Annotated in this window: 26 protein-coding genes; 10 read left to right on the top strand and 16 right to left on the bottom strand. The window is 40.6% G+C overall.

Annotation, left to right across the window (positions count from 1 at the left end):
* Positions 1-200: 200 nt before the first annotated feature.
* Positions 201-857, bottom strand: coding sequence for a LiaF domain-containing protein (locus CSC79_RS08055; RefSeq protein WP_099295319.1), 657 nt, complete (start codon positions 855-857; stop codon positions 201-203).
* Between the two features lie 323 nt (positions 858-1,180).
* Between CSC79_RS08055 and CSC79_RS08050 the strand changes: the two genes are divergently transcribed.
* Together CSC79_RS08050 and CSC79_RS08045 are read left to right on the top strand one after the other, a co-directional pair.
* Positions 1,181-1,750, top strand: a complete 570-nt coding sequence (locus CSC79_RS08050; protein ID WP_099295318.1) for a BON domain-containing protein — start codon at positions 1,181-1,183, stop codon at positions 1,748-1,750.
* A 65-nt stretch (positions 1,751-1,815) separates the two neighbouring features.
* The gene (locus CSC79_RS08045; RefSeq protein WP_099295317.1) at positions 1,816-1,974 is read left to right on the top strand and encodes a YqaE/Pmp3 family membrane protein; all 159 of its coding nucleotides are present in this window, start codon (positions 1,816-1,818) and stop codon (positions 1,972-1,974) included.
* Between the two features lie 661 nt (positions 1,975-2,635).
* On the opposite strand, the gene mgtE is transcribed toward CSC79_RS08045, so the two are convergent.
* From mgtE to CSC79_RS07985, 12 genes are all read right to left on the bottom strand, one after another.
* A complete protein-coding gene (gene mgtE / locus CSC79_RS08040) occupies positions 2,636-3,994 on the bottom strand; it encodes a magnesium transporter (RefSeq protein ID WP_099295316.1) in 1,359 nt (452 codons plus the stop codon).
* Positions 3,995-4,104: 110 nt separating this feature from the next.
* Positions 4,105-4,377: an HPr family phosphocarrier protein gene (locus tag CSC79_RS08035; RefSeq protein ID WP_099295315.1), complete on the bottom strand. Its 273-nt coding sequence runs from the start codon at positions 4,375-4,377 to the stop codon at positions 4,105-4,107.
* A gap of 21 nt (positions 4,378-4,398) precedes the next feature.
* Positions 4,399-5,241 (bottom strand): RNase adapter RapZ, encoded by an 843-nt coding sequence (gene rapZ / locus CSC79_RS08030; protein WP_099295314.1) that lies wholly within the window; start codon positions 5,239-5,241, stop codon positions 4,399-4,401.
* A gap of 20 nt (positions 5,242-5,261) precedes the next feature.
* On the bottom strand, positions 5,262-5,714 hold the full coding sequence (gene ptsN / locus CSC79_RS08025) for a PTS IIA-like nitrogen regulatory protein PtsN (RefSeq protein ID WP_099295313.1): 453 nt from the start codon (positions 5,712-5,714) through the stop codon (positions 5,262-5,264).
* 4 nt (positions 5,715-5,718) lie between these two features.
* Positions 5,719-6,006 (bottom strand): ribosome hibernation promoting factor, encoded by a 288-nt coding sequence (gene hpf, locus CSC79_RS08020; RefSeq protein WP_099295312.1) that lies wholly within the window; start codon positions 6,004-6,006, stop codon positions 5,719-5,721.
* A 29-nt stretch (positions 6,007-6,035) separates the two neighbouring features.
* On the bottom strand, positions 6,036-7,532 hold the full coding sequence (locus CSC79_RS08015) for an RNA polymerase factor sigma-54 (protein ID WP_099295311.1): 1,497 nt from the start codon (positions 7,530-7,532) through the stop codon (positions 6,036-6,038).
* Positions 7,533-7,600: 68 nt separating this feature from the next.
* Entirely contained in the window at positions 7,601-8,326 is a 726-nt protein-coding gene (gene lptB, locus CSC79_RS08010; protein WP_099295310.1) for an LPS export ABC transporter ATP-binding protein, read from the bottom strand.
* Positions 8,323-8,856, bottom strand: a complete 534-nt coding sequence (gene lptA, locus CSC79_RS08005; RefSeq protein WP_099295309.1) for a lipopolysaccharide transport periplasmic protein LptA — start codon at positions 8,854-8,856, stop codon at positions 8,323-8,325. The genes lptB and lptA overlap by 4 nt, the downstream gene beginning before the upstream one ends.
* Positions 8,846-9,400 carry an LPS export ABC transporter periplasmic protein LptC gene (gene lptC, locus CSC79_RS08000; RefSeq protein WP_099295308.1) on the bottom strand — a complete coding sequence of 185 codons (555 nt, stop codon included), beginning with the start codon at positions 9,398-9,400 and terminating at the stop codon, positions 8,846-8,848. The genes lptA and lptC overlap by 11 nt, the downstream gene beginning before the upstream one ends.
* Positions 9,397-9,948, bottom strand: coding sequence for a 3-deoxy-manno-octulosonate-8-phosphatase KdsC (gene kdsC, locus CSC79_RS07995; protein ID WP_099295307.1), 552 nt, complete (start codon positions 9,946-9,948; stop codon positions 9,397-9,399). Before kdsC ends, lptC begins: the two co-directional genes overlap by 4 nt.
* The gene (locus tag CSC79_RS07990) at positions 9,949-10,920 is read right to left on the bottom strand and encodes a KpsF/GutQ family sugar-phosphate isomerase (protein WP_099295306.1); all 972 of its coding nucleotides are present in this window, start codon (positions 10,918-10,920) and stop codon (positions 9,949-9,951) included. It abuts the gene before it with no gap.
* A 22-nt stretch (positions 10,921-10,942) separates the two neighbouring features.
* Positions 10,943-11,914 carry a calcium/sodium antiporter gene (locus CSC79_RS07985; RefSeq protein WP_099295305.1) on the bottom strand — a complete coding sequence of 324 codons (972 nt, stop codon included), beginning with the start codon at positions 11,912-11,914 and terminating at the stop codon, positions 10,943-10,945.
* Between the two features lie 517 nt (positions 11,915-12,431).
* Here CSC79_RS07985 and mlaF point away from each other — a divergent pair.
* Genes mlaF through murA form a run of 7 tightly spaced genes read left to right on the top strand, consistent with a single transcriptional unit; the run spans position 12,432 to position 17,097 of the window.
* Positions 12,432-13,247: a phospholipid ABC transporter ATP-binding protein MlaF gene (gene mlaF / locus CSC79_RS07975; RefSeq protein WP_099295483.1), complete on the top strand. Its 816-nt coding sequence runs from the start codon at positions 12,432-12,434 to the stop codon at positions 13,245-13,247.
* Positions 13,247-14,026, top strand: coding sequence for a lipid asymmetry maintenance ABC transporter permease subunit MlaE (gene mlaE / locus CSC79_RS07970; RefSeq protein ID WP_099295303.1), 780 nt, complete (start codon positions 13,247-13,249; stop codon positions 14,024-14,026). Before mlaF ends, mlaE begins: the two co-directional genes overlap by 1 nt.
* A 14-nt stretch (positions 14,027-14,040) precedes the next feature.
* A complete protein-coding gene (gene mlaD, locus CSC79_RS07965) occupies positions 14,041-14,589 on the top strand; it encodes an outer membrane lipid asymmetry maintenance protein MlaD (RefSeq protein WP_058560954.1) in 549 nt (182 codons plus the stop codon).
* A gap of 5 nt (positions 14,590-14,594) precedes the next feature.
* Positions 14,595-15,275, top strand: a complete 681-nt coding sequence (locus tag CSC79_RS07960; protein WP_099295302.1) for an ABC transporter substrate-binding protein — start codon at positions 14,595-14,597, stop codon at positions 15,273-15,275.
* Complete coding sequence (locus CSC79_RS07955) at positions 15,268-15,561, top strand: STAS domain-containing protein (protein ID WP_099295301.1); 294 nt, start codon at positions 15,268-15,270, stop codon at positions 15,559-15,561. Before CSC79_RS07960 ends, CSC79_RS07955 begins: the two co-directional genes overlap by 8 nt.
* Before the next feature lie 5 nt (positions 15,562-15,566).
* On the top strand, positions 15,567-15,824 hold the full coding sequence (locus CSC79_RS07950) for a BolA family protein (RefSeq protein WP_099295300.1): 258 nt from the start codon (positions 15,567-15,569) through the stop codon (positions 15,822-15,824).
* A 13-nt stretch (positions 15,825-15,837) separates the two neighbouring features.
* On the top strand, positions 15,838-17,097 hold the full coding sequence (gene murA, locus CSC79_RS07945; protein ID WP_099295299.1) for a UDP-N-acetylglucosamine 1-carboxyvinyltransferase: 1,260 nt from the start codon (positions 15,838-15,840) through the stop codon (positions 17,095-17,097).
* A 39-nt stretch (positions 17,098-17,136) separates the two neighbouring features.
* Here murA and CSC79_RS07940 read toward each other — a convergent pair whose 3' ends face one another.
* From CSC79_RS07940 to CSC79_RS07930, 3 genes are all read right to left on the bottom strand, one after another.
* Positions 17,137-18,219: a trypsin-like peptidase domain-containing protein gene (locus CSC79_RS07940; protein ID WP_099295298.1), complete on the bottom strand. Its 1,083-nt coding sequence runs from the start codon at positions 18,217-18,219 to the stop codon at positions 17,137-17,139.
* Positions 18,220-18,321: 102 nt separating this feature from the next.
* Positions 18,322-19,674, bottom strand: a complete 1,353-nt coding sequence (locus CSC79_RS07935; RefSeq protein ID WP_099295297.1) for a Do family serine endopeptidase — start codon at positions 19,672-19,674, stop codon at positions 18,322-18,324.
* A gap of 127 nt (positions 19,675-19,801) precedes the next feature.
* Positions 19,802-20,245 carry a YhcB family protein gene (locus tag CSC79_RS07930; RefSeq protein WP_099295296.1) on the bottom strand — a complete coding sequence of 148 codons (444 nt, stop codon included), beginning with the start codon at positions 20,243-20,245 and terminating at the stop codon, positions 19,802-19,804.
* A gap of 181 nt (positions 20,246-20,426) precedes the next feature.
* On the opposite strand from CSC79_RS07930, the gene zapE reads away from it, so the two are divergent.
* Entirely contained in the window at positions 20,427-21,515 is a 1,089-nt protein-coding gene (gene zapE, locus CSC79_RS07925; protein WP_099295295.1) for a cell division protein ZapE, read from the top strand.
* Positions 21,516-21,596 lie beyond the last annotated feature (81 nt).

Here is a 21,596-nt window from a genome sequence, read left to right as displayed (position 1 = left end):
TAATAAAGAGTCAATCGCCCCTAGGAAGAACCCTTTGGGCAGCGCATGTTTGGCATTTATACTGCGTTATCGCCTATTTATGGGGAACAACCACACTGCATAGGCGCTGCCTTGCCTAAATACCAAACATACTGCTGCAAAATTAATCACGAAAGGTCAACACGCCCTAACACCTACTTATTATTTGAGTGCTTAGAGACTTAATATTTATTCATATCATTCCAGCTTGCTTTTAAGCTATTAGCAAAGGATACAAATTTTTCTTTAATTGTGCGCTTAACTTTTATTTCTACTGAGCCAAGAATGACTTTACCTTCAATGGTAATTGTTGGGCCATGTAGTTTATTAAGCGATACTGATTTGTTTTCTACGCTGCCTACAACACTAAACATTTTTGATACTACATTCACGTGCTCCGGTACGTAAATTTCGTCACTCCCTAATAGACAGTTAACATGCAATGTAATGTGTTGATGTTGAAATATGGCATCCGTGAAATCCAATTCTATAGATCCTAATAAATTGGTTAAGTGAATCTCTTTAGGAACCACCCACTGACCACTGCGTTCATTTGAACCCATAATGCTCTTCAGGTGCAGTTTATCATTCTGACTTTGGTTACTATAGTTTGGCGTAAACTGTGCGCGTTTTTCACTTTGATACTGTGTATCTGTTGTTAACTCAAGATCGCTTACTAATTCTATCAAAACAGCGTTATCTGTTGCTTCCATTGCTTGATCTAGACGACGCTCAAAGGCTTCTGCAGAGATAACTCCGTGGCTATAGTTATAGATTAATTGGTCAATAACTTGTTCACGCACTTGCTCAATAGGACGATCTTCAACTTTAACTGGCATGGTAGTTCCCTTTTTACACGTTCAAATAGGTAATTAACTATATTAAGCAAAGCTTAGGCCAAAAAATAAGGTTAATAAAATCATGCTCTTATATTTTTTTATGTGTTTTCTATTTAGTAATATTAACGACAGATTAATGAAAATTGCGACTAAATGGTTAAATCTACACAGGTCAGAACAAATTACCGAGCTGCATGTAATTTATTACCATGTATAAAAACAAGGTAAATACGTTTTTATTTAAGTTGCTGATTTATATAACTTAAAAAGTTGGCTTGATGTTCGCATTAACTAAACTGTCTTTAATCAAAAGGAGAAAGATTATGAAAACATTTAACAAATCTATGATTGCAGCGTTAGTTCTTGGTACTACAGCAATGGGTGCACAAGCAAGCAGCTGGGAAAATGAAAGTAAAGATGCTTGGATTGATGGTAAGGCAGAAACGGTTTTATTAATGAATACAAACCTTAACAACTTTGACATCAACACAGACGTGAAAAACGGCAAAGTTATTTTAACAGGTAAAGTAGACAGCGAACTAGATAAGGAGCTTGCTGAAGAGCTTGTGCTGAGCCTTGATGGTGTTAGCGATGTCGACAACGAACTATCTGTTGTAAAAAATCCAGATATGCATAGAAAAGATATGAAGTCTGATATGAATGACACAGAAAGTGATTTAACAGATGCCAAGATAAGCACTGTAATTACTACGCGTTATTTATTTAACTCAGAAGTAGGCGGCACAGATATTGACGTTGATACAGATAACGGCGTTGTAACCTTAAAAGGTACTGTTGAGTCTGAAGCTGAAAAGCAACTTGCAATCAATATTGCAAAAAATGCTGAAGACGTTCATAACGTAGTTGATGAGCTAAAAATTATCGCTGAATAATTTCTTAGCAAGCGAATGCCCAGCAGTGCTGGGCTTTCTAATGCAGTTTTCAAGGAGTGATAATAATGGACATAATTCGCATTATTTTATCGGTGCTGATACCACCACTTGGCGTATTTCTTCAAGTTGGATTGGGTGCGCATTTTTGGATTAATATTTTGTTAACATTACTAGGTTATATTCCTGGCTTAATTCATGCGATATATATTATTGCAAGACGCTAAATATAACGTCAGTTAATTTACTTTATCAAGGAGGAATAATGGAACAAACACAAGGAATAACTCGAACGAATAACACTGAAGCCCTTACAATGCTATGGTCGTTAAAACAGTGGAAGCAATTGATGGATAGTTCGCATGAATCGAATTAATCACGGTGGATGTGAGCAAGGATTGAAGCTACTCACGATGGATGTGAGCAAGGATTGAGATTATTCACGATGGATGTGAGCAAGGATTGAGATTACTCATGATGGATGTGAGCAAGGATTGAAACTACTCACGATGGATGTGAACAAGGATTGAAACTACTCACGATGGATGTGAGCAAGGATTGAAATTACTCATGATGGATGTGAGCAAGGATTGAGGTTCTTCACGATGGATGTGAGCAAGGATTGAGATTACTCACGATGGATGTGAGCAAGGATTGAAATTACTCACGATGGATGTGAGCAAGGATTGATAAAATCCACATAGGAGTCAGTGGGCAGGAGGTTTAGGATATATCAAAGGATGATGCAGTGTTTTCACACGGATTAATATGGAGATAACTAGGATGGTATCTAACAAATCATAAGTGCATGCTTATAATTAATTAAAAGTATGCACTTATGAACACTTCATAAAAATCAACTCTGTTAAACTTCGAAAAGCCATGTATCTAAATTAGCAGCCAAGTCGCAGTGCCTAAAAAGGCGAAAATGCCCACGATGTCAGTAACTGTGGTTAATACAACACTCCCTGCAAGTGCAGGATCTATCTTCATTTTTTTCAGTAGTAATGGAATACTTGCCCCTGCAATACCGGCCGCTACTAAATTCATAAACATTGCAAATGCTAATACGCCACCAAGCTTGAAGTCCCACTGCCACAGTGCAACAACACCGGCAATTAAAATAGACCACACCATACCGTTGATAGCACCGATTGCCAGCTCTTTTAATAGCAAGAATCGTTGGTTTGTCTGATTTATGTGCCCTACAGCAATACCACGAATAACCAGTGTTAGTGTTTGACTACCTGCAACTCCACCCATTGAAGGCACAATACCATTAAGTACAGCTAGAATCGGTAATATGGCTAAGGTGTTTTCAAAAAAGCTTGCCACAATTGCTGCTAATAATGCTGTTAGTAAGTTTACTCCAAGCCATATTGAACGCTTTTTGGAGCTTTTTAATACGGGAGCAAAGGTGTCTTCTTCATCATCAAGACCAGCGAGGCTTAATAAACTATGCTCAGCATCTTCTCGGATTACATCAACGATATCATCGATTGTAATTCGCCCTAATAAGTGGTCGTTATCGTCAACAACAGGGGCCGAAATCCAATTGTGGCGCTCGAATAATTGAGCAACTTCACTTTCATCCATGGCAATAGAAATAGATTCACAATCTTCGTCCATTAAATCACGAATTATTTTATCAGGTGGATTGGTCAGTAAGGTAGTAAGTGACATTGCACCTAAAAAGCAATTATGTTTATCAACAACGTATAAGTCATCGGTTCCTTCAGGTAGCTCGCCACGCAAACGTAAGTAACGTAATACTACATCGATAGTGACATCGGGGCGTATGGTTACCGTATCGGTATTCATTAGTGCGCCCGCAGAACGCTCTTGATAAGACAGGGCTTGTGTTGCTCGCTCTCTATCTTGGCTATCCATAGCGCCAACAACGTCTTGATAGACGGTCTCTGGTAGGCTACGTAATACTTCCCCTAAATCATCGTGGCTCATGTCCTCTGTCGCCGCGGCAATATGCTCAGGCTCCATTTGGGCAATGATCCCTAGGCGTACGTCTTCAGAAAGTTCTTCTAATACATCGCCTCTGACATCCGGATCAACAAGTTGCCATAGCAGAGTTCTTATTTTATGGGGGGAAGATTCAAGAAGAAGTGCCGTATCACACGGTGCTGTTTTTGCCAGCATGCGCCTAACTTGAACAAATTGACCACTATTAAGTGACTGAGTCACCTGTTTTAGTTGTTGTAGTGGGTAATCTTGTTCAAAAGCTTCTGGCATTAGTGTCCTTATATCATGTGTTTTTCAAAGGGTAGGTCAAAAACTAATAATATATTGCAGTGCTTACATGCATGGTTAGTTTAACTTACTTTTAAGTGACTGACCACGCACTATTCATGCTCGTGAAAGCGTTGTTCTATCAGTTCTCCAATAGAATTAAGAGCCGGCTCTGCATCAGGCCCTTCACACACAACTTTTACTTCTTTTCCTTGACTGCTTTCTAGTAACATCAAAGCTAACACGCTGTCACCTGCCGCTTGTTTCTCATCTTGGAAAAGTGTGATGGTTGCATCAAATTTAACAGCGAGTTGAGCTAATACAGTCGCGGCCCTTGCGTGCAAACCTAGTTTATTTCTAATTAAAAAAGTACCTTCTGAACGCATACACAACAGGCCTATTTAAAATCAATCTTGCTCGCGATGGCGAATTTTTACATTGTTATGGCTCATAGCAAAGCTTTCACCTATGGTTTGAGCTAAATATACGGAGCGGTGTTGCCCTCCGGTACAGCCAATAGCAATAGTTAAATAGCTACGGTTGTTTCGTTCTAAATGCGGTAGCCATGTTTGTACAAACGTTTGGATTTGCCACGTAAATTTTTGCACTATGCTGTGGCTGGCCAAATAATCTTTTACAGGCTGGTCTAAACCTGTGAGAGGCTTTAATTCTGGTTCCCAATGTGGGTTGGGTAAAAAGCGTGCATCAAAAACATAATCTGCTTGTTTAGGTATGCCGTGTTTAAAGCCAAAAGATTCAAATGTTATGATCAGGGTTTTATCTTTTTTGCCTAAGATCTTTTCTCGAATTGATTCTGCCAGTTGATGCACACTGAGCTCAGTGGTATCTAAGATAAAGTCAGCGCGAGTTATCAGCACATCGAGTAATATTTTTTCTTGTTTAATTGCCAAATCTAGCGGCAAACTATCGATAGAAAGAGGGTGTAAACGACGCGTTTCAGAAAAGCGTTTGATGAGTGTTTGGTCATCACTATCGAGGTAAAATAAAGTTGGGTTTGCAAAGCCTGGCAAATACTCAAGGATGTCGTTGAACTCTTCTTGTTCTTTAGGTAAGTTGCGTACATCAATGCTGACTGCAATCTTATCGTAATTTTCTGACACACTTCGTACTAAGGAAGGGAGCAAATTGACCGGAATATTATCAACACAGTAATAGCCAAGATCTTCAAGCACGCGAAGCGCGACGGACTTACCTGAACCAGACCGTCCACTGATAATAATCAATTCCATGTAACCTCTCCTTCACTTTCTTATGAATGCTCAACAATAACTTGATACAAATCGTGATCTGTTTTTGCGCTACGTAGTTGTTTACAAAACTCTTTATCGTTAAGTTTATCAGCAATTGTTGCTAACGTCTTTAAATGAAGTTGGCAATCTCCATCAGGTACGATCAGTGCCACAAAAATATCGACAGGACGATTATCAATTGCATCAAAGCTAATAGGGGTTTCACTCACTAAGATTAGTGCTAGTGGAGATTGCGCGCCACTCATGCGACCATGTGGTATAGCAATACCTCGACCAATGCCTGTGCTACCAAGCTTTTCCCGATTTAATAATGCGTTAAGGATCTCTTGCTGTGTGAGGTGAGGAAGCTTTTCATGAGCCAATTGGCTAATAAATTCTAGAATTCGTTTTTTGCTATTAAAAAGGACCGCAGCTTTACTGCAGTCCTCAGAAGTAAGTGAACTTAATTTCATAGTATTAGTGTCGAGCGTGCTTCTCTTTGTGTTTTATTACTTGGCGGTCTAATTTATCAATTAGCCCGTCAATCGCAGCATACATATCTTGATGTTCAGTTGAAGCAAACAAATCAGCACCGCTAACATGTATTGTGGCTTCTGCTTTTTGACTTAATTTTTCTACGTCAAGAATCACATGTACATTATTAATACTATCAAAGTGCCTTTCAAGCTTCGCAAACTTATTATGTACATAGTCTCTAAGTGAATCGGTAATTTCTACGTGGCGACCAGTTAAGTTAATTTGCATAAGCATTTTCCTTCTTTGTTTTTTACGCCTTAAATCAAACTCTTTCTTTGATTTGACGGTGGAATAGCTAGTGACTCACGATATTTTGCAATGGTGCGTCTAGCTACTTTGATACCTTGCTCAGCCAATATATCTGCAATTTTACTATCACTCAATGGTTTCGCTGAGTTTTCTGCGCTAATTAACTTTTTGATTAATGCGCGAATAGCTGTAGAAGAGCATTCGCCGCCATTTTCAGTACTTACGTGACTGGAGAAAAAGTACTTCAACTCAAAAATACCCCGTGGAGTATGCATATACTTTTGAGTTGTTACGCGTGAGATCGTTGACTCATGCATTTCTACCATTTCAGCTACGTCATTAAGTACCATTGGGCGCATAGCTTCGGGGCCGTGTTCAAAAAAACCTTGCTGTTGTTTTACTATACAGTTAGTTACTTTGAGTAATGTCTCATTACGGCTTTCTAAGCTTTTAATAAACCATTTTGCTTCTTGCAGATGCGAACGAATAAACTGACTGTCACTGCTCGATTTTACTGAGCGAGACATGGCGGCATACTGGCTGTTCACTCTAATTTTAGGCATGCTGTCTGGATTTAATTCCACCATCCAGCGCCCTTTAACTTTTTTCACTGAAACATCAGGGATAACATACTCAGACTCTTCGCGAACAATGGTATCTGCTGGCTTAGGGTTTAAGCTGTGTATCAGTGTCATGACTTCTTTTAGCTCATCTTCTTTAAGCTTAGTCTTTTTCATTAAAGTGCGATAGTCACGACTTGCCAAAAGATCGATATGCTCGGTTAAAATCATTTTAGTCTCTGCAAGCCATGGCGTTGCAGGGTCAAATTGATTCAGTTGTATACATAAACACTCTTGTAAGCTGCGTGCGGCAATCCCTATTGGATCAAATAATTGGATGCGCTTTAAAACAGCTTGGACTTCATCAAGTTCTATTTCTTCTTCGTTATTATCTTTATTTAGGCTTTCTACAATATCTTCGCAGCTCAATGTTAAAATACCCGATTCATCAATCGCTTCTACAATAGCAATGGCGATGGCTTCGTCGGTCGGGCTAAATGGCGTTAATTGTAGTTGCCACATGATGTATTCATGCAGGGTTTCAGTGGAAGCACCTTGGTAAATAGACTCATCTTCAGGCATGGGTCCTGATGAGCTAGAAGGAGCAGCGCTCATATACTCATCCCATGTCACATCCATTGCCATTTCGTCACTGACAGTTTCTTTATTGAGTGCTTCACTACTTTCTTGTTCGTATTCACTTGGCGTTTCATCAGCAGATGCACTGACAGTTACTTCATCGGTGTCTTGCTTTTGCTCATTTTTGCCTGCAGTTTCATCACTAAACTCATGTTCCTCAACTTCAAGTAAAGGATTACTATCGAGCGCTTCTTGAATTTCTTGTTGGAGATCCAATGTACTGAGTTGCAACAAACGAATAGCTTGTTGTAACTGAGGTGTCATTGTCAATTGCTGGCCCATGCGCAGCTGGAGTGATTGCCTCATTTATCTTTAACAATCCTTTTAATATGTAATCAAAATTAAGTTTAGCAGATAGTTAGCTGAATGTTGGTTTATAGCCTAAATTGCTCACCCAGATAAACATCGCGTACTGTTTGGTCGGCAAGCACATGTTCAGGCGTTCCTGAAGCAATTAACTCACCATGAGAAACAATGTAGGCTTTTTCACAAACATCAAGGGTTTCTCGTACATTATGGTCTGTAATCAACACCCCGATGCCTCGGTTTTTTAGGTGTTCAATTATCTTCTTTATATCTAACACTGAAATTGGATCAACACCAGCAAAAGGCTCATCTAATAGAATAAACTTGGGGTTTGCGGCTAATGCGCGAGCAATTTCAACTCTGCGGCGCTCACCACCTGATAACGCCATACCTTGGCTATCGCGTATGTGTTGTATGCTAAATTCATCCAGCAGGCCATCAAGTGCTTGTTCTCGGCCTTGCTTATTTAAATCGTTTCGTGTTTCTAATATCGCCATCAAGTTTTGATAAACCGTTAATTTACGAAAAATAGATGACTCTTGCGGTAAGTAACCAATACCTAATCGCGCACGGCTATGCATGGGCAGTAATGTAATATCGTTATCATCGATACTTATTTTGCCTTTGTCGCTCGGTACTAAGCCAACAATCATATAAAAAGTGGTCGTTTTACCTGCACCATTTGGGCCTAGTAAACCGACAATGCTTCCAGCACTTACTTCTAATCCGACACTCTTTACAACTTGGCGGCCTTTATAGCTCTTAGCTAAAAATTCAGCTTTTAATGTACTCATGGCTGGCCTTTTGACTTTGCTTTTTTATTTTCGATGGGCACTAAAATAGTATGCACGCGGTCATCTGAGTCTTCATCTTTTTGCGCACTAATTAGTTGCTGCTCCATGTCGTAAGAGATGCTTTTAGCATTAATCTTTTGACCTGCTTGAGTAACCTGGGCATCACCAATTAGGGTTAAGTAACGTTCAGCTACATCGTAACGAACTTCGTTTGCGCTGGCACTCATGATTGAACCATCATCTTGTTTTTCTTCGAAATAAGCTGGACTGCCTGTTGCAATAAGCAGTTGCTTATTCTCGCCTAACTTGTCGCGTTTATGTACTTCTAAACGGTCAGCAGTAATGCGTCTTGCGCCATGGATTATTTCAACGTTCGATTCAAAAATTCCGACATTAGATTTTAACTGTGCTTGCTGTTTATCTGCACTGATTGATACTTGGTTTGCAGTAGGAAGTTCGCTTTGCGCAACACTTGAGTAAGCAATGAATAGGCTTGGAATTACAAGCATTTGGGCAAGTTTATTGGTCATAATATATGGTTCGCGTATGGTTAATTAATTCAATTACTTCGGCTTTTAAATCGGCTTTTAGCCCGCGCCCAGTAATTTTTAAATCAGGCCCGACTAACTCTACAGGTTGTTCTGAACTCATGGTTTGTAGCTCAATATCAACTTGGATGTTATCGGCATTAATATGATCTATCATGGCATTTTCTGTAAGGTTAATTGCCATCACATTGCCTTCTAAAATCAGCTGGTTATTTTCATATAATGTGGCCTCAGCTGCATTAATTTGCCACATTTGCTCTTGATTATATAAGGTAAAAATAGGCTCTTCAAAGTAAGTAAATCCTAACTGCTGATAGAGTTCCATTTTTGCAGCAGTTACTTTGTGGCTTATTTTTCCTTGCTCGTCAAAGGCTGTTTGTTTTAATGCGACGGCTGTGTAATCAGGCTTTGCAATAATATCCTCTTCAACGAGCTGCTGTGTGTTAGATTGGTTAAAGTATGGATACCAAAGCCAAACCATACAGCCTATAAATAGTACGCTTAAAATTAAACGCGCACTATTCATGAGCTAGTCCCTTCGTTTGTTAGTGCTTTGCCATTTTCCAACATGAGTAAATCGGTTAGTTCACGTACTGCACCAAACCCACCCGGTAACATGGTTGTATAATGTGCTATTCGTTTTACCAACGGGTGCGCATCATTTACGGCAACAGCAAAGCCAACTTGCTGCATTACGGGTAAATCAGGGCCATCGTCACCAATGTAGGCAATTTGCTCATCGGTTAAAGCCAGCTTATCTTTTAATTCTTGATAGGCCTGCAATTTATTCTCTTGGCCTTGATAAATATGTTTAACGGTTAGACTAGTCATGCGCTGCTGAACAATGTGTGAATGGCGACCCGTAATCACTGCCACTTCAATATCGCTGTTTATCAACGCTTTAATACCAAAGCCGTCTTTAGTGTTAAAGGCTTTTAATTCTTCACCTTGGTTACCAAGGTAAATACGACCATCAGAAAAAACACCATCAATATCGCAGATTAGTAGCTTTACTTTTTTAGCGCGGGTCTGCGCATCTTTACTCAGTGGTTGATATAAATCAGCAAACTGCATTTATAAAACTCCTGCTTTTAGCAAGTCTTGCATATTTAGGGCACCAATAGGGTGTTGGTTATCGTCAATAACAATAAGGCCATTTATTCGTTTACGTTCCATAATGTTTAGCGCTTCGGCAGCAAGCATATCGGCTGTCGCTGTTGTACAAGAACGCGTCATAACCTCACTGATTAGGGTGTTATGAATATCAATACGCTGCTCTAAAATTCTGCGTAAATCACCATCGGTAAACAGGCCTGTTAATTGCCCAGCTTCATTGACCACCGCGGTCATGCCTAACCCCTTGGCTGACATTTCTATTAAGGCATCTTTAATGCGCTGGGTGTCTTTAATGATAGGTGTTGCATCACCATCGTGCATCAAATCTTTTAGGCATAGTAACAAACGCTTGCCTAAACTTCCTCCAGGGTGAGAAAGCGCAAAGTCATCGGCGGTAAAGCCTCTGGTTTCAAGTAAAGCAACTGCAATAGCATCGCCCATAGCAAGTGTTGCAGTTGTACTTGCTGTGGGGGCTAATCCAAGCGGGCATGCTTCTTGTGAAACTTTTATACATACATGTGCATCCGCCCATTTTGCCATCGAGGAGCTTGGGTTACCTGTCATAGCAACCATTTTAGCCCCTATGCGCTTGATAACAGGAATAATATTGAGTACTTCGCTAGTTTCCCCCGAGTTAGAAATCAGCATAACGACATCATTTTGCGTTATCATGCCCAAGTCACCGTGACTTGCCTCTCCAGGGTGAACAAAAAATGCGGGGGTGCCAGTACTTGCAAGTGTTGCAGCAATTTTGTTACCAATATGACCCGACTTGCCCATACCAACAACAATAATTCGCCCTTGGCATTGAAACATTAATTGGCATGCTGTGTTAAAGCTATCATCTAAATACTGAATGATATCATCAAGTGCTTGGCGCTCAATTGTGAGTACGCGCCTACCTTGCTCAATAAAATTTAACTGCGTCATTTGTTATCCATTTATGTTGGCATTAAGCTACTTGGCTGAAAATATAACCTTGGTACGCTACAAATGCAGCGAGCAGTAAACCACCTTCAATTCTATTTATTCGCTGAGTCCCTTTAATACTTAGTGACATAGCTATTAACGCGAGTGTTGCACCAATCATTATAAGTGCGTCACGGTTTGCTGCTGATGGGTCGATAATTGATGGATTGATAATACCTGCTAAAGGCAAAACAGCTAATATATTAAAAATATTTGAGCCAACTATGTTGCCTAATGCAAGATCATCTTCATTTTTTAACACCCCGGCTATACAGGCTGCTAATTCAGGTAAGCTGGTGCCAATGGCAATAATCGTTAGACCAATAACAAGGTCGCTCAAGCCAAAATACTTTGCGATATCAACAGCAGACCCAACTAGAAAGTGTGAGCTTAAGGGCAGTAATATCATGCCTACCACGAGCCAGAAAAAGGCGTTTTTAGTTGGCACGTTATCTGGCACATCTTCACATGCTTCACTTACAAAAGGGTCATCAGCTTGGTTTTTGTCACGAATAGAAATAATGATTAACCCGGCGATAAACACAATAAAAGCAATTAATAATGCTACACCTTCGGCAAATGAAAAGTAGTTATCAGAAAAAACAAACCATGCACCCAGAGAAACAATCAATACAAGCGGCATTTCACGCTTGAGTGTTGTCGATGACACTAAAAGAGGGCGAAGAAGTGCTGTAATACCGAGCACTAATAAAATATTAGTAATATTTGAACCAACGGCATTACCAACTGCTGTGTCGGTTTTACCCGCAAGCGCGGCAGAAGCTGAGACCATCATTTCTGGTGCAGAGGAGCCCATAGCAACAACGGTTAAACCTACAATTAAAGTAGGTACACCAAAGTTTTTTGCCAGCGCTGCTGCGCCATATACAAAGCGATCTGCGCTCCAAACAAGCCCAGCAAATCCAAGAATCAAAATGACAAAAGAAGTCACCATTACATTACGCCAATTATCCAATATCAAATTGACTTAAATAATATCAAAAGCCAGCTTGAAAGTATAAATAAAAGAATCAGGTCAAATTGTTAGTAAGAGAGAAGTTATATACCCAAACCACCTCAAGATGCAGAATTCAGCGTTTCACAGGGGCTTAATATCAAGGCGTTACTTTGCAAGAATGGCAGTCCCTTTTAAGAAGTAACAACGATGGGAGTAAGTCTCTGTGGAACGCCCAAAGGGTTGGTTTAAAAGCGATTTATACTGCGTTATTGATTTTAACAATAGAACCACTATTACTTGCAATCAATGCCTTGCCTAAATCGCTTTTAATTCCAACTGAAACTCGCATCTTGAGGTAGTTTGGGTATACATATAAAAACAATGTTAGATATTATGCTAACCTGTGTTTTCAATGCTTAGGTTGTTATTACATAGAATATTACAAAATTTTACGATTTGTTTTTTCCATCTGAGTACAAAAAGCTTTAAAATAGAAAAAGTAGTGAAAATGATAATGGAGAGCGACTTGTCGCAACCAATAGTAGAAATCAAGGATGTAAGCTTTTCAAGGGGCGACAGAAGCATATATAAAAATATGAGCTTCAGTGTTCCTAAGGGTAAGATCACTGCCATTATGGGGCCCAGCGGTATAGGTAAAACAACCATGCTGCGATTAATTGGTGGCCAATTAAAACCTGATAGCGGCACGATTTTATTTGAAGGTGATAATATCCCAACCATGACGCGCAAAGAGCTTTATGCCGCGCGTACAAAAATGAGCATGTTATTTCAAAGTGGCGCATTATTTACAGATATGTCAGTGTTTGACAACATCGCTTTCCCACTTAGAGAGCATACCCGTCTCAGCGAAGATTTAATCCGTCTTGTCGTATTGATGAAACTTCAGGCCGTTGGCTTGCGCGGTGCTCAAGACTTGATGCCTTCGGAACTCTCTGGTGGCATGGCACGACGTGCTGCCTTGGCGCGTTCAATTGCACTTGATCCAGAACTAATTATGTATGACGAGCCATTTGCTGGACAAGACCCTATCTCAATGGGGGTTTTGGTCAAGCTAATCAAATCACTTAACCAAGTATTAGGCTTATCCTCATTAATTGTTACACATGATGTAACAGAAGTTATGAGTATCGCAGATCATGTGATTATCATTGCTGACCAAGGTGTGATTGGAAGTGGTTCTCCAGAACAAATGCGTAATCATGAGTCGCCATTAGTACAGCAGTTCTTAAAAGGACTGTCTGATGGACCAGTACCGTTCCATTTCCCCGCAGAACCTTATAATGATGAATTACTTGGAGTGCTTAGCTAATGTTCGATATGTTACAAAAGCTAGGCCAGAAAACATTTGGCCGATTTGCAGCGCTTGGCCGCTCTACCCAAATGTTAATTGGCGCGTTGTGGAACTTACCAAACTTTCGTAAAGGAACTCCGTTACTTGTTCGTCAGTTATATATGGTTGGTTCGCAATCTTTACTGATTATTATGGTATCAGGCTTATTTATCGGCATGGTGCTCGCGTTGCAAGGTTACACCGTATTGGTGGGCTATGGTGCTGAGGATAGTCTTGGGCCATTGGTTGCGTTAAGTTTACTTAGAGAGTTGGGGCCTGTAGTGACAGCTCTGCTATTTGCTGGACGAGCAGGCAGTGCGTTGACTGCAGAGATAGGCCTTATGAAAGCAACCGAGCAGCTTTCAAGCCTAGAAATGATGGCTATCGACCCACTTAAACGCATTATAGCGCCACGGTTTTGGGCAGGCTTTATCAGTATGCCGTTACTTGCATTGATATTTTCAGCGGTCGCTATAATCGGCGCTCACTTAGTGGGCGTAGATTGGCTAGGGGTTGATACAGGTAGTTTTTGGTCAATCATGCAATCTCAAGTGTCATTCCAACAGGATATTTTAAATGGCATGATCAAGAGTTTTGTATTTGCCATCGTTGTCACGTGGATTGCACTTTATAAAGGGTATGACTGTGTGCCGACATCAGAAGGTATTAGTAAAGCAACAACAGAGACCGTTGTGCACTCATCTCTGGCTGTTTTAGGGTTTGATTTTATTTTGACAGCGGTAATGTTTACCAGCTAAAAAAGGTATAGATAATGAATTCACGGAAATTAGAAATTTTAGTTGGCTTTTTCGTCGCTTTAGGGATTGCAGCATTTGCAATGTTGGCATTGAAAGTGGCTAACGCAGGTATCAGTGGTAATGGAGATACTTATTTATTAAAGGCTAAATTTGATAATATTGGCTCACTAAAAGCGCGAGCGCCGATTAAGGTCGGTGGCGTAGTTGTTGGCCGTGTTGAAGCAATCTCAATCCATCCACAAGAGTTTTTACCCGTGGTTGATATGACAATTGATGCGCAATATCAATGTCGATTTTCGGATACTAGCTCAGTGTCTATTTTAACATCAGGTATCTTAGGTGAGCAGTACTTAGGCATTAACCCTGTTATTGCGCCTAAATCAGCTGAACAGGCATGTTTAGGGCTTGAAGTAACAAGCAATGATGGCGATTTAGGATTAGACGAGTTGTTTGGTGTAGAGAGTAAAGCATTAAACGATGGTGACTTTATTACAGACACTAAATCAGCACTAGTACTTGAAGAATTAATTGGTCAGTTCTTATTCAATCAAGGTGGCGAGTAATTATTATGTTTAAAAAACTTTTAGCTTTAATCACGTTTGTTTTTATCGCAACCAATGCAAATGCAAATACAGATTCGGTCAATTTAAAAGACCCATACAAGATGGTGCGTCAAGTATCAGATAATACCTTTCAACGTATTACGCGTGATCAGCCACTCATCGAAAAAGATAAAGAACATTTACGTATTATAGTTTCTGAGGAGTTAATGCCTTATATCGACTATAAATACGCTGCGCTTCGCGTGTTAGGCAGCCATGTTTCGAAAGTGCGTGCGATTAAAGATCCCGCAGAACAAAAACAAGCTATCGAAGATATCAAAACATTTATTGATGTTTTCCAAGAGTACTTAATTGCCACGTATGCGGGTGTGTTTACCCAGTACACTAACCAGCAGGTTGAGTTTGCTCCTAGTCGAGAATTTGCTGGCCAAGATGTTGTATTAGTTAAAACTAAAATTGTTGATCCAGGTAAACCTGATATCAAAATTGATTTTAAAGTACGTGAAGATAGAAGCGGCGAATGGCGTGCGTACGACATGGTAGCAGAAGGCATTAGTTTACTTGATGCAAAGCAAAGTGAGCTTCAAGGCATTCTTCGTCAGCAAGGCATTGAGCATGTAAGTAACTTACTAAAACAAAAAAGTCAGTTACCTGTTCAGTTCAGAGGTGAGGGTGGTAATGAGTAAAGTCAGTGTTACTCAAGTAACCGATCATGAGTTTCGTATCAGTGGCGAGCTGACGCGAAACTCAATCGCAACTGAACGGCTTCTTAATAAAAACCCACAAAGTAACCATAAAACCTGGTATTTTGACCTTTCTGAGGTGTCTAGGGTTGACACGGCGGGCTTAGCTTGGTTAATTCACTCTTTCGCAGAATTAAAGCAACAAGGCATTCGCCTTGAATTGCAAAATATTCCTGAGCAACTGCAAAATTTAATGCAGTTGGGACAGGTTACAACCTTATTTGAGTGAGAGTTATGCAAACAAGCGAAGTCGAAACATTATTACGCGACGAATTACAATTAACAGAAGTACATGTAAAAGCCAACGGTAGCCATTATGAAGTGGTTGCTGTGGGTGAGTGTTTTGATGGCTTAAGCCGTGTTAAAAAACAACAGTTAGTGTACGGCCCATTGATGAATACTATTTCTGACGGAACAATCCACGCTGTGTCTATTCGTGCATTTACACCGACAGAGTGGAAGCGTGAACAAAAATTTATCTTACCGCAATAGTTAAGGCCTCCCAATGGATCAATTTGTAATTCAAGGTGGCACTGGCTTAGCTGGTGAAGTGACCATTTCTGGCGCTAAAAATGCCGCATTACCTATTCTTTTTGCTGCGTTGTTGGCTGATGGAAAAAGCACTTTTAACAATGTTCCACGTTTACGTGATATTGGCACAACAGAGGCGCTATTACAGACCCTTGGTGCAAAAGTGCTGTGGCAAAATGACCAACTTGTAATTGATGGTGCGACAGTAAATAAAACACTCGCACCTTACGAGTTAGTAAAACAAATGCGGGCTTCTGTGCTTGCGTTAGGACCTTTGGTAGCTCGCTTTGGACAAGCGCAGGTTTCCCTTCCTGGTGGCTGCGCTATTGGTGCTCGCCCTGTTGATATCCATATCCAAGGCCTTGAGCGCATGGGCGCGACGATTAAGGTTGAAAACGGCTATATCAATGCCAGTGTAGAAGGGCGTTTGAAAGGCGCTGAAATCTTCATGGAAATGGTTAGTGTCGGTGCAACTGAGAACTTGCTAATGGCCGCGACTTTGGCCGATGGTAAAACGGTTCTAGAAAATGCAGCTCGCGAACCTGAGATCGCTGATTTAGCTGCCTGCTTAACTGCGATGGGTGCTAAAATATCAGGTGCAGGTACTAGCCGCATCGAAGTTGAAGGTGTTGAGAAGCTAAATGGTTGTGAGCATCGTATTTTACCTGATCGCATAGAAACCGGTACTTTCTTGGTTGCTGCGGCAATGGCAGGTGGCGAAGTGCTTTGTAAAGCAACTGATTTTCACAGCCTTGAACCTGTTATTGAAAAGCTTCGCGCAGCTAATGCACTAGTTGAAGTGACTGATAACAGCATATATTTAGATATGCGTAACCGTGAATTAAAAGCGGTTAATATCAAAACCATGCCACACCCAGGCTTCCCAACAGACATGCAAGCGCAATTTACAGCGCTTAATGTGGTGGCTAATGGCAGTGCCACAATCACAGAAACAATTTTCGAAAACCGTTTTATGCATGTACCAGAACTACAGCGCATGGGTGCTAATATTCGTTTAGAGGGAAACACTGCAATTTGTGGTGAGACTCAAAGCTTAAGCGGTGCGCAAGTGATGGCAACAGATTTACGTGCTTCGGCGAGTTTGATTTTAACGGGGATTGTAGCCAAAGGTGAGACTATTGTAGATCGTATCTATCATGTAGATCGTGGTTACCAACGTATAGAAGATAAGCTCAGTGCCTTAGGTGCTAATATCAAGCGAAGAAGTAGTTAAAAGCCTAGAACCTAGGTCCTAGCTTCTAGGCCCTGGGTTCTATAATTCTGTTTCAAGTTCGGCCACTTTGACCATCACTTTTAAAATCTCCCCACTTCGATAAAGCTGAAACTCAATCTCATTTCCAGGTTCCGAATTTCCTATTAACGTCAGCGTACGTTGCGGGTTACTAACATCTTTCCCTGCTATCTTAACGATTATATCCTGCTCTTTTATACCAGCCTGCCATGCAGGGCCGAACGGATCTAAGCTTGTAATACGAAGCCCTGCAACAGGGGTATAATTATCGCTGACTTCTTTACCTGTATTATCAACAGCAGTGCCTGTGAAGCCCAAATAACCTCTTACAACACGGCCGTGTCGAATTAACTTATCCATCACTTCTTTTGCTAAAGAATAGGGCACAGCGAAGAAAATACCTTGAATGTCCAAATTTTCACGCGTTTTGAACTGTGCCGATGTTATCCCCACCAAGTCACCTTTAGAGTTGACTAACGCGCCGCCTGAGTTTCCTACATTTATGGCAGCATCCATTTGTAATAGGCTATTGAATGGGCTGTCAGTGATTTTTTGTTTGCCTGTTGCGCTGATTATTCCTTGAGTAATTGTTTGCCCTAAATTAAGTGGATTTCCTATCGCAAGTACTACATCTCCCACACGTGGGTTAAAGTTATTATTCACTGGAATCACAGGTAGGTGTTCGGCATTAATTTTTAATAACGCCAAGTCTGTTATGGTATCAAAGCCGATGAGTTGTACATCAAAAAAGCGACGGCCATCAGTGAGGATCACCATTATTTGGTCTGCATTATTAATCACGTGATAGTTAGTTAATATATAACCATCACTGGACATGATAACGCCTGATCCGAGTTCTTGAACTGTGTTTTGGCGTTTATATCGAGGTTGGCTAGAAATACTCTCAGAGAAAATGGTGACAACGGATGGCCCAGCTCTCTCTACTGCATCAGAAAAGCTCAGGTGCTGACTTGTTATAGCGCTGGGCAGGGCAACATTTGGTAAAAGAGCCGCTCGCATATTAGGGCTAAAGAATACCACTAAGAAAGCGATACCGAGGCCAGCAAATAGAGGGGGAAGTACAAATTTAAAAAATCTTAGCACGGTATTCTTATTATTAGAGGGCAATCCTGTTATTTTGGCACAAAAAAAATAACAGCGGCAAGTGCCGCTGTTATAAATTTTATTATTTAATCGATATTTATACTATTGAATCAATACAAACACAGATTCACGGCCTCTTTGAACGCCAAGAACGATATTACCTCTTGTGTTTTCGATGATTTTATTCATTTCTCTGATATTTTCTACGCGTTGACGGTTAACCTGCATAATAATGTCACCTTCTTCTAAGCCAACACGTGCAGCAGGAGAACGAGGATCGACAGATTCAAGCTCAACACCTTTTGCGCCATTTCGCTGGGTTGATTTGAGTGTTGCACCTTGGAATGCCGGATGTAATTCATCACCTGAAGCGCTTTGACCAGAAGCACCATCAAGAGTGACGCTCACTGTTTTTACTTTACCGTCACGATAAATCCCCAGTTTCACTTTTTTTCCTTCGCCTAGCGTAGCAATCTTACTGCGCAGTTCAAGGAATCCGCTGATTTCAGTGCCATCAACGCTAGTAATTACATCACCTGCTTTAATACCTGCTTTACTAGCTGCAGAATCATCCATTACTTGCATGACATAGGCCCCTTGCTTAACATCGAGTTTCTGTGCTTTAGCAAGACCAGCATCCAGTGGGCGTCCAGAGATACCTAAAGATCCTCTTCGGGTTTCACCATGTTCAATTATTTGATCAACCAGGTTTTTCATCATATTAGAAGGAATAGCAAAACCAATGCCTACATTACCACCCGATGCGCCCAATATGGCGGTATTGATACCAATTAGTTCGCCATTTAAGTTAACAAGTGCGCCACCGGAATTACCTTGATTGATTGCAGCATCTGTTTGAATGAAATCTTCATAACCTTCAATATTTAAGCCGCTGCGGCCAAGTGCACTAACAATACCTGATGTCACTGTGTGGCTTAAGCCAAATGGATTTCCGATTGCGACCGCAAAATCACCAACACGCAATTGATCTGAATTAGCAAGTTTAATTTCGACCAAGTCATCCGCATCGATTTGTAATAAGGCAATGTCGGATTCTTTATCACTGCCGATCCGTTTAGCTTCGTATTCACGGCCATCCTCAAGTGTAACAAGCATTTTTTCAGCATCTTGTACCACGTGATTATTGGTTACTACATAGCCCTCATCGGCATCAATAATAACGCCTGATCCTAATCCACTAAATTCACGTTTTTGGCTGCGTGGCTGAGGATTGCCAAAAAAGAAGTCAAGGGGATCGGCGCGTCTGCGTACTTCTTTAGACCCTGATACTTGAATACTCACAACTCCAGGGGTGATTTGTTCTAGCATTGGGGCTAAAGTTGGTAATTGTTGACCATTTACTGCAATTGGCATTTTGGCCGTTGAAACTGCAGGGGTTAATAGTAGGCTCGCAGATAGGACAGCTGAGCTGATTAACGATAATTTCATTTTCATAGTCAAGGTTTACTCCACATCACAGGAAAAGCAAAAACTAAAAAGGCTGCAAATAGCAGCCTCATTAAGGTATAGATATTATATAAAGCTGTTATATCTAAAGACTATGGGGTCAAAAAAAAGTTCCTCAAGATGCTTTTGATTGTTCTGAAACTTTGTTTTCACCAGCAAATAAACCAGATTCACCCGAGACATAATCAGCGGGTTGAGCATTAGCAGATGAACGGTCGCTTTGGCGCTCTTTTAAGGAGCGCTGTAGCTGTTCTGTGGTTTCTTTTGAGAAAAATGGTTCAGCAGGGTGCTGCTTTTTATCATTTAATAACAGCTTATTGGTTTCATCAACGTGGTTAAGCAATTGATCGTAGTTGTCTTTCATTCGATTAACTAATTTGCCAGTGCTGGCTAAATGGTCGGCAACATCTTGTCTATATTGCTCCAAAGCGTGCTTCGCTTGTTCAGCTTGTTGTTCAAGCTCGTCTTGCTTAAATTGTTTTTTTGTAACAAACGCACCAAGAAAAAAAGCTGCTACTGCAACGATAACGGTAATACCAATCCAAGTAATTGTACCCATAAAATCCACCCCTTTGGGAAATGCAAAAATAACCAATAATAGTTCGCACGATGGATAACTCAATACGTGCTTTGATAACCTGATGTCAGGTTACATAAATCTTACTATGACTAATATACCCCGAGTTACGATGCGTGTTAATATGTTGCGTAAATTAAACCGTCTTTTATTGTAACTACCTATGACACCTTGGCAAAAGTACCAACAAGATTTACAGCGTGACGATTTTGTACATGATGCTGCGCAAGAAAATGCAGTGCGTCATTTACAGCGGCTATACGATGATTTAACGACAGCAAAGCCAGCTGAAAAAAACTGGTTTGCAAAGCTCTTTAATAAAGATAGCACGCCACCAATAAAAGGACTGTATTTTTGGGGAGGTGTCGGGCGTGGTAAAACCTATTTAGTTGATACTTTTTATGAAGCCTTGCCGGGTAAACGAAAAATGCGTGTGCACTTTCATCGTTTTATGCACCGCGTTCATGATGAGCTAAAAAAGTTAAATAATAAGTCGAATCCATTAGAAATCGTTGCAGACATATTTAAGGCTGAAACGGATATTATCTGTTTTGACGAATTTTTTGTGCAAGACATCACGGATGCTATGTTGTTAGGTGGTTTAATGGAGGCGTTATTTGAACGTGGTATTGTTTTAGTAGCTACTTCTAATATCGTGCCTGATGAGCTTTATCGCAATGGGCTTCAGCGTGCACGTTTTTTACCTGCAATTGCATTGGTTAATGAAAATACTGAAATTGTTAATGTTGATTCGGGTATTGATTATCGCTTACGGACACTTGAGCAAGCTGAAATTTTTCACAGCCCACTAGATGCACAGGCTGATAAAAACTTGTTTGAATATTTTGATAAGTTATCGCCAGAGCCTGGCACCTTGGATACAGCGATAGAAATTGAAGGGCGGATGATCAAAACGCGTAAAGTATCGGATTGTATCGTCATGTTTGATTTCCCTGAACTATGTGAAACGGCCCGTAGCCAAGTGGACTATATGGAAATAAGCCGTTTGTATAACACGGTTATCTTATCAAACGTAAAACAGCTTGGACAAACTAACGACGATGCTGCGCGCCGCTTTATTGCATTAGTGGATGAGTTTTATGAGCGTAATGTGACATTAATCATCTCTGCTGAAAAACCAATCACTGAACTTTACACTCAAGGGAACCTAAACTTTGAGTTCAAACGTTGTATTAGTCGATTACAAGAAATGCAGTCACTGGAATATCTTGCAAGAGAGCATTTAGCTTAATTAAACAGAGCACTTAAATTTCTTGCGGAAAAAACAAGCACCAGGTAGCAATGTGGTTCAAGTGCTGGTATACTCCCGCGT

It is taken from the genome of Pseudoalteromonas sp. 3D05 (assembly GCF_002723455.1).
In the GTDB taxonomy this organism is placed as follows: domain Bacteria; phylum Pseudomonadota; class Gammaproteobacteria; order Enterobacterales; family Alteromonadaceae; genus Pseudoalteromonas.
Note: the sequence above shows the minus strand (reverse complement) of the source record. Positions and strands in the feature narration are given on the sequence as shown.

Coding starts and splice junctions, on each gene's coding strand:
- CSC79_RS08055 (WP_099295319.1), bottom strand. CDS start 857: ATGCCAGTTAAAGTTGAAGATCGTCCTATTGAGCAAGTGCGTGAACAA.
- CSC79_RS08050 (WP_099295318.1), top strand. CDS start 1,181: ATGAAAACATTTAACAAATCTATGATTGCAGCGTTAGTTCTTGGTACT.
- CSC79_RS08045 (WP_099295317.1), top strand. CDS start 1,816: ATGGACATAATTCGCATTATTTTATCGGTGCTGATACCACCACTTGGC.
- mgtE (WP_099295316.1), bottom strand. CDS start 3,994: ATGCCAGAAGCTTTTGAACAAGATTACCCACTACAACAACTAAAACAG.
- CSC79_RS08035 (WP_099295315.1), bottom strand. CDS start 4,377: ATGCGTTCAGAAGGTACTTTTTTAATTAGAAATAAACTAGGTTTGCAC.
- rapZ (WP_099295314.1), bottom strand. CDS start 5,241: ATGGAATTGATTATTATCAGTGGACGGTCTGGTTCAGGTAAGTCCGTC.
- ptsN (WP_099295313.1), bottom strand. CDS start 5,714: ATGAAATTAAGTTCACTTACTTCTGAGGACTGCAGTAAAGCTGCGGTC.
- hpf (WP_099295312.1), bottom strand. CDS start 6,006: ATGCAAATTAACTTAACTGGTCGCCACGTAGAAATTACCGATTCACTT.
- CSC79_RS08015 (WP_099295311.1), bottom strand. CDS start 7,532: ATGAGGCAATCACTCCAGCTGCGCATGGGCCAGCAATTGACAATGACA.
- lptB (WP_099295310.1), bottom strand. CDS start 8,326: ATGAGTACATTAAAAGCTGAATTTTTAGCTAAGAGCTATAAAGGCCGC.
- lptA (WP_099295309.1), bottom strand. CDS start 8,856: ATGACCAATAAACTTGCCCAAATGCTTGTAATTCCAAGCCTATTCATT.
- lptC (WP_099295308.1), bottom strand. CDS start 9,400: ATGAATAGTGCGCGTTTAATTTTAAGCGTACTATTTATAGGCTGTATG.
- kdsC (WP_099295307.1), bottom strand. CDS start 9,948: ATGCAGTTTGCTGATTTATATCAACCACTGAGTAAAGATGCGCAGACC.
- CSC79_RS07990 (WP_099295306.1), bottom strand. CDS start 10,920: ATGACGCAGTTAAATTTTATTGAGCAAGGTAGGCGCGTACTCACAATT.
- CSC79_RS07985 (WP_099295305.1), bottom strand. CDS start 11,914: ATGGTGACTTCTTTTGTCATTTTGATTCTTGGATTTGCTGGGCTTGTT.
- mlaF (WP_099295483.1), top strand. CDS start 12,432: ATGGAGAGCGACTTGTCGCAACCAATAGTAGAAATCAAGGATGTAAGC.
- mlaE (WP_099295303.1), top strand. CDS start 13,247: ATGTTCGATATGTTACAAAAGCTAGGCCAGAAAACATTTGGCCGATTT.
- mlaD (WP_058560954.1), top strand. CDS start 14,041: ATGAATTCACGGAAATTAGAAATTTTAGTTGGCTTTTTCGTCGCTTTA.
- CSC79_RS07960 (WP_099295302.1), top strand. CDS start 14,595: ATGTTTAAAAAACTTTTAGCTTTAATCACGTTTGTTTTTATCGCAACC.
- CSC79_RS07955 (WP_099295301.1), top strand. CDS start 15,268: ATGAGTAAAGTCAGTGTTACTCAAGTAACCGATCATGAGTTTCGTATC.
- CSC79_RS07950 (WP_099295300.1), top strand. CDS start 15,567: ATGCAAACAAGCGAAGTCGAAACATTATTACGCGACGAATTACAATTA.
- murA (WP_099295299.1), top strand. CDS start 15,838: ATGGATCAATTTGTAATTCAAGGTGGCACTGGCTTAGCTGGTGAAGTG.
- CSC79_RS07935 (WP_099295297.1), bottom strand. CDS start 19,674: ATGAAAATGAAATTATCGTTAATCAGCTCAGCTGTCCTATCTGCGAGC.
- CSC79_RS07930 (WP_099295296.1), bottom strand. CDS start 20,245: ATGGGTACAATTACTTGGATTGGTATTACCGTTATCGTTGCAGTAGCA.
- zapE (WP_099295295.1), top strand. CDS start 20,427: ATGACACCTTGGCAAAAGTACCAACAAGATTTACAGCGTGACGATTTT.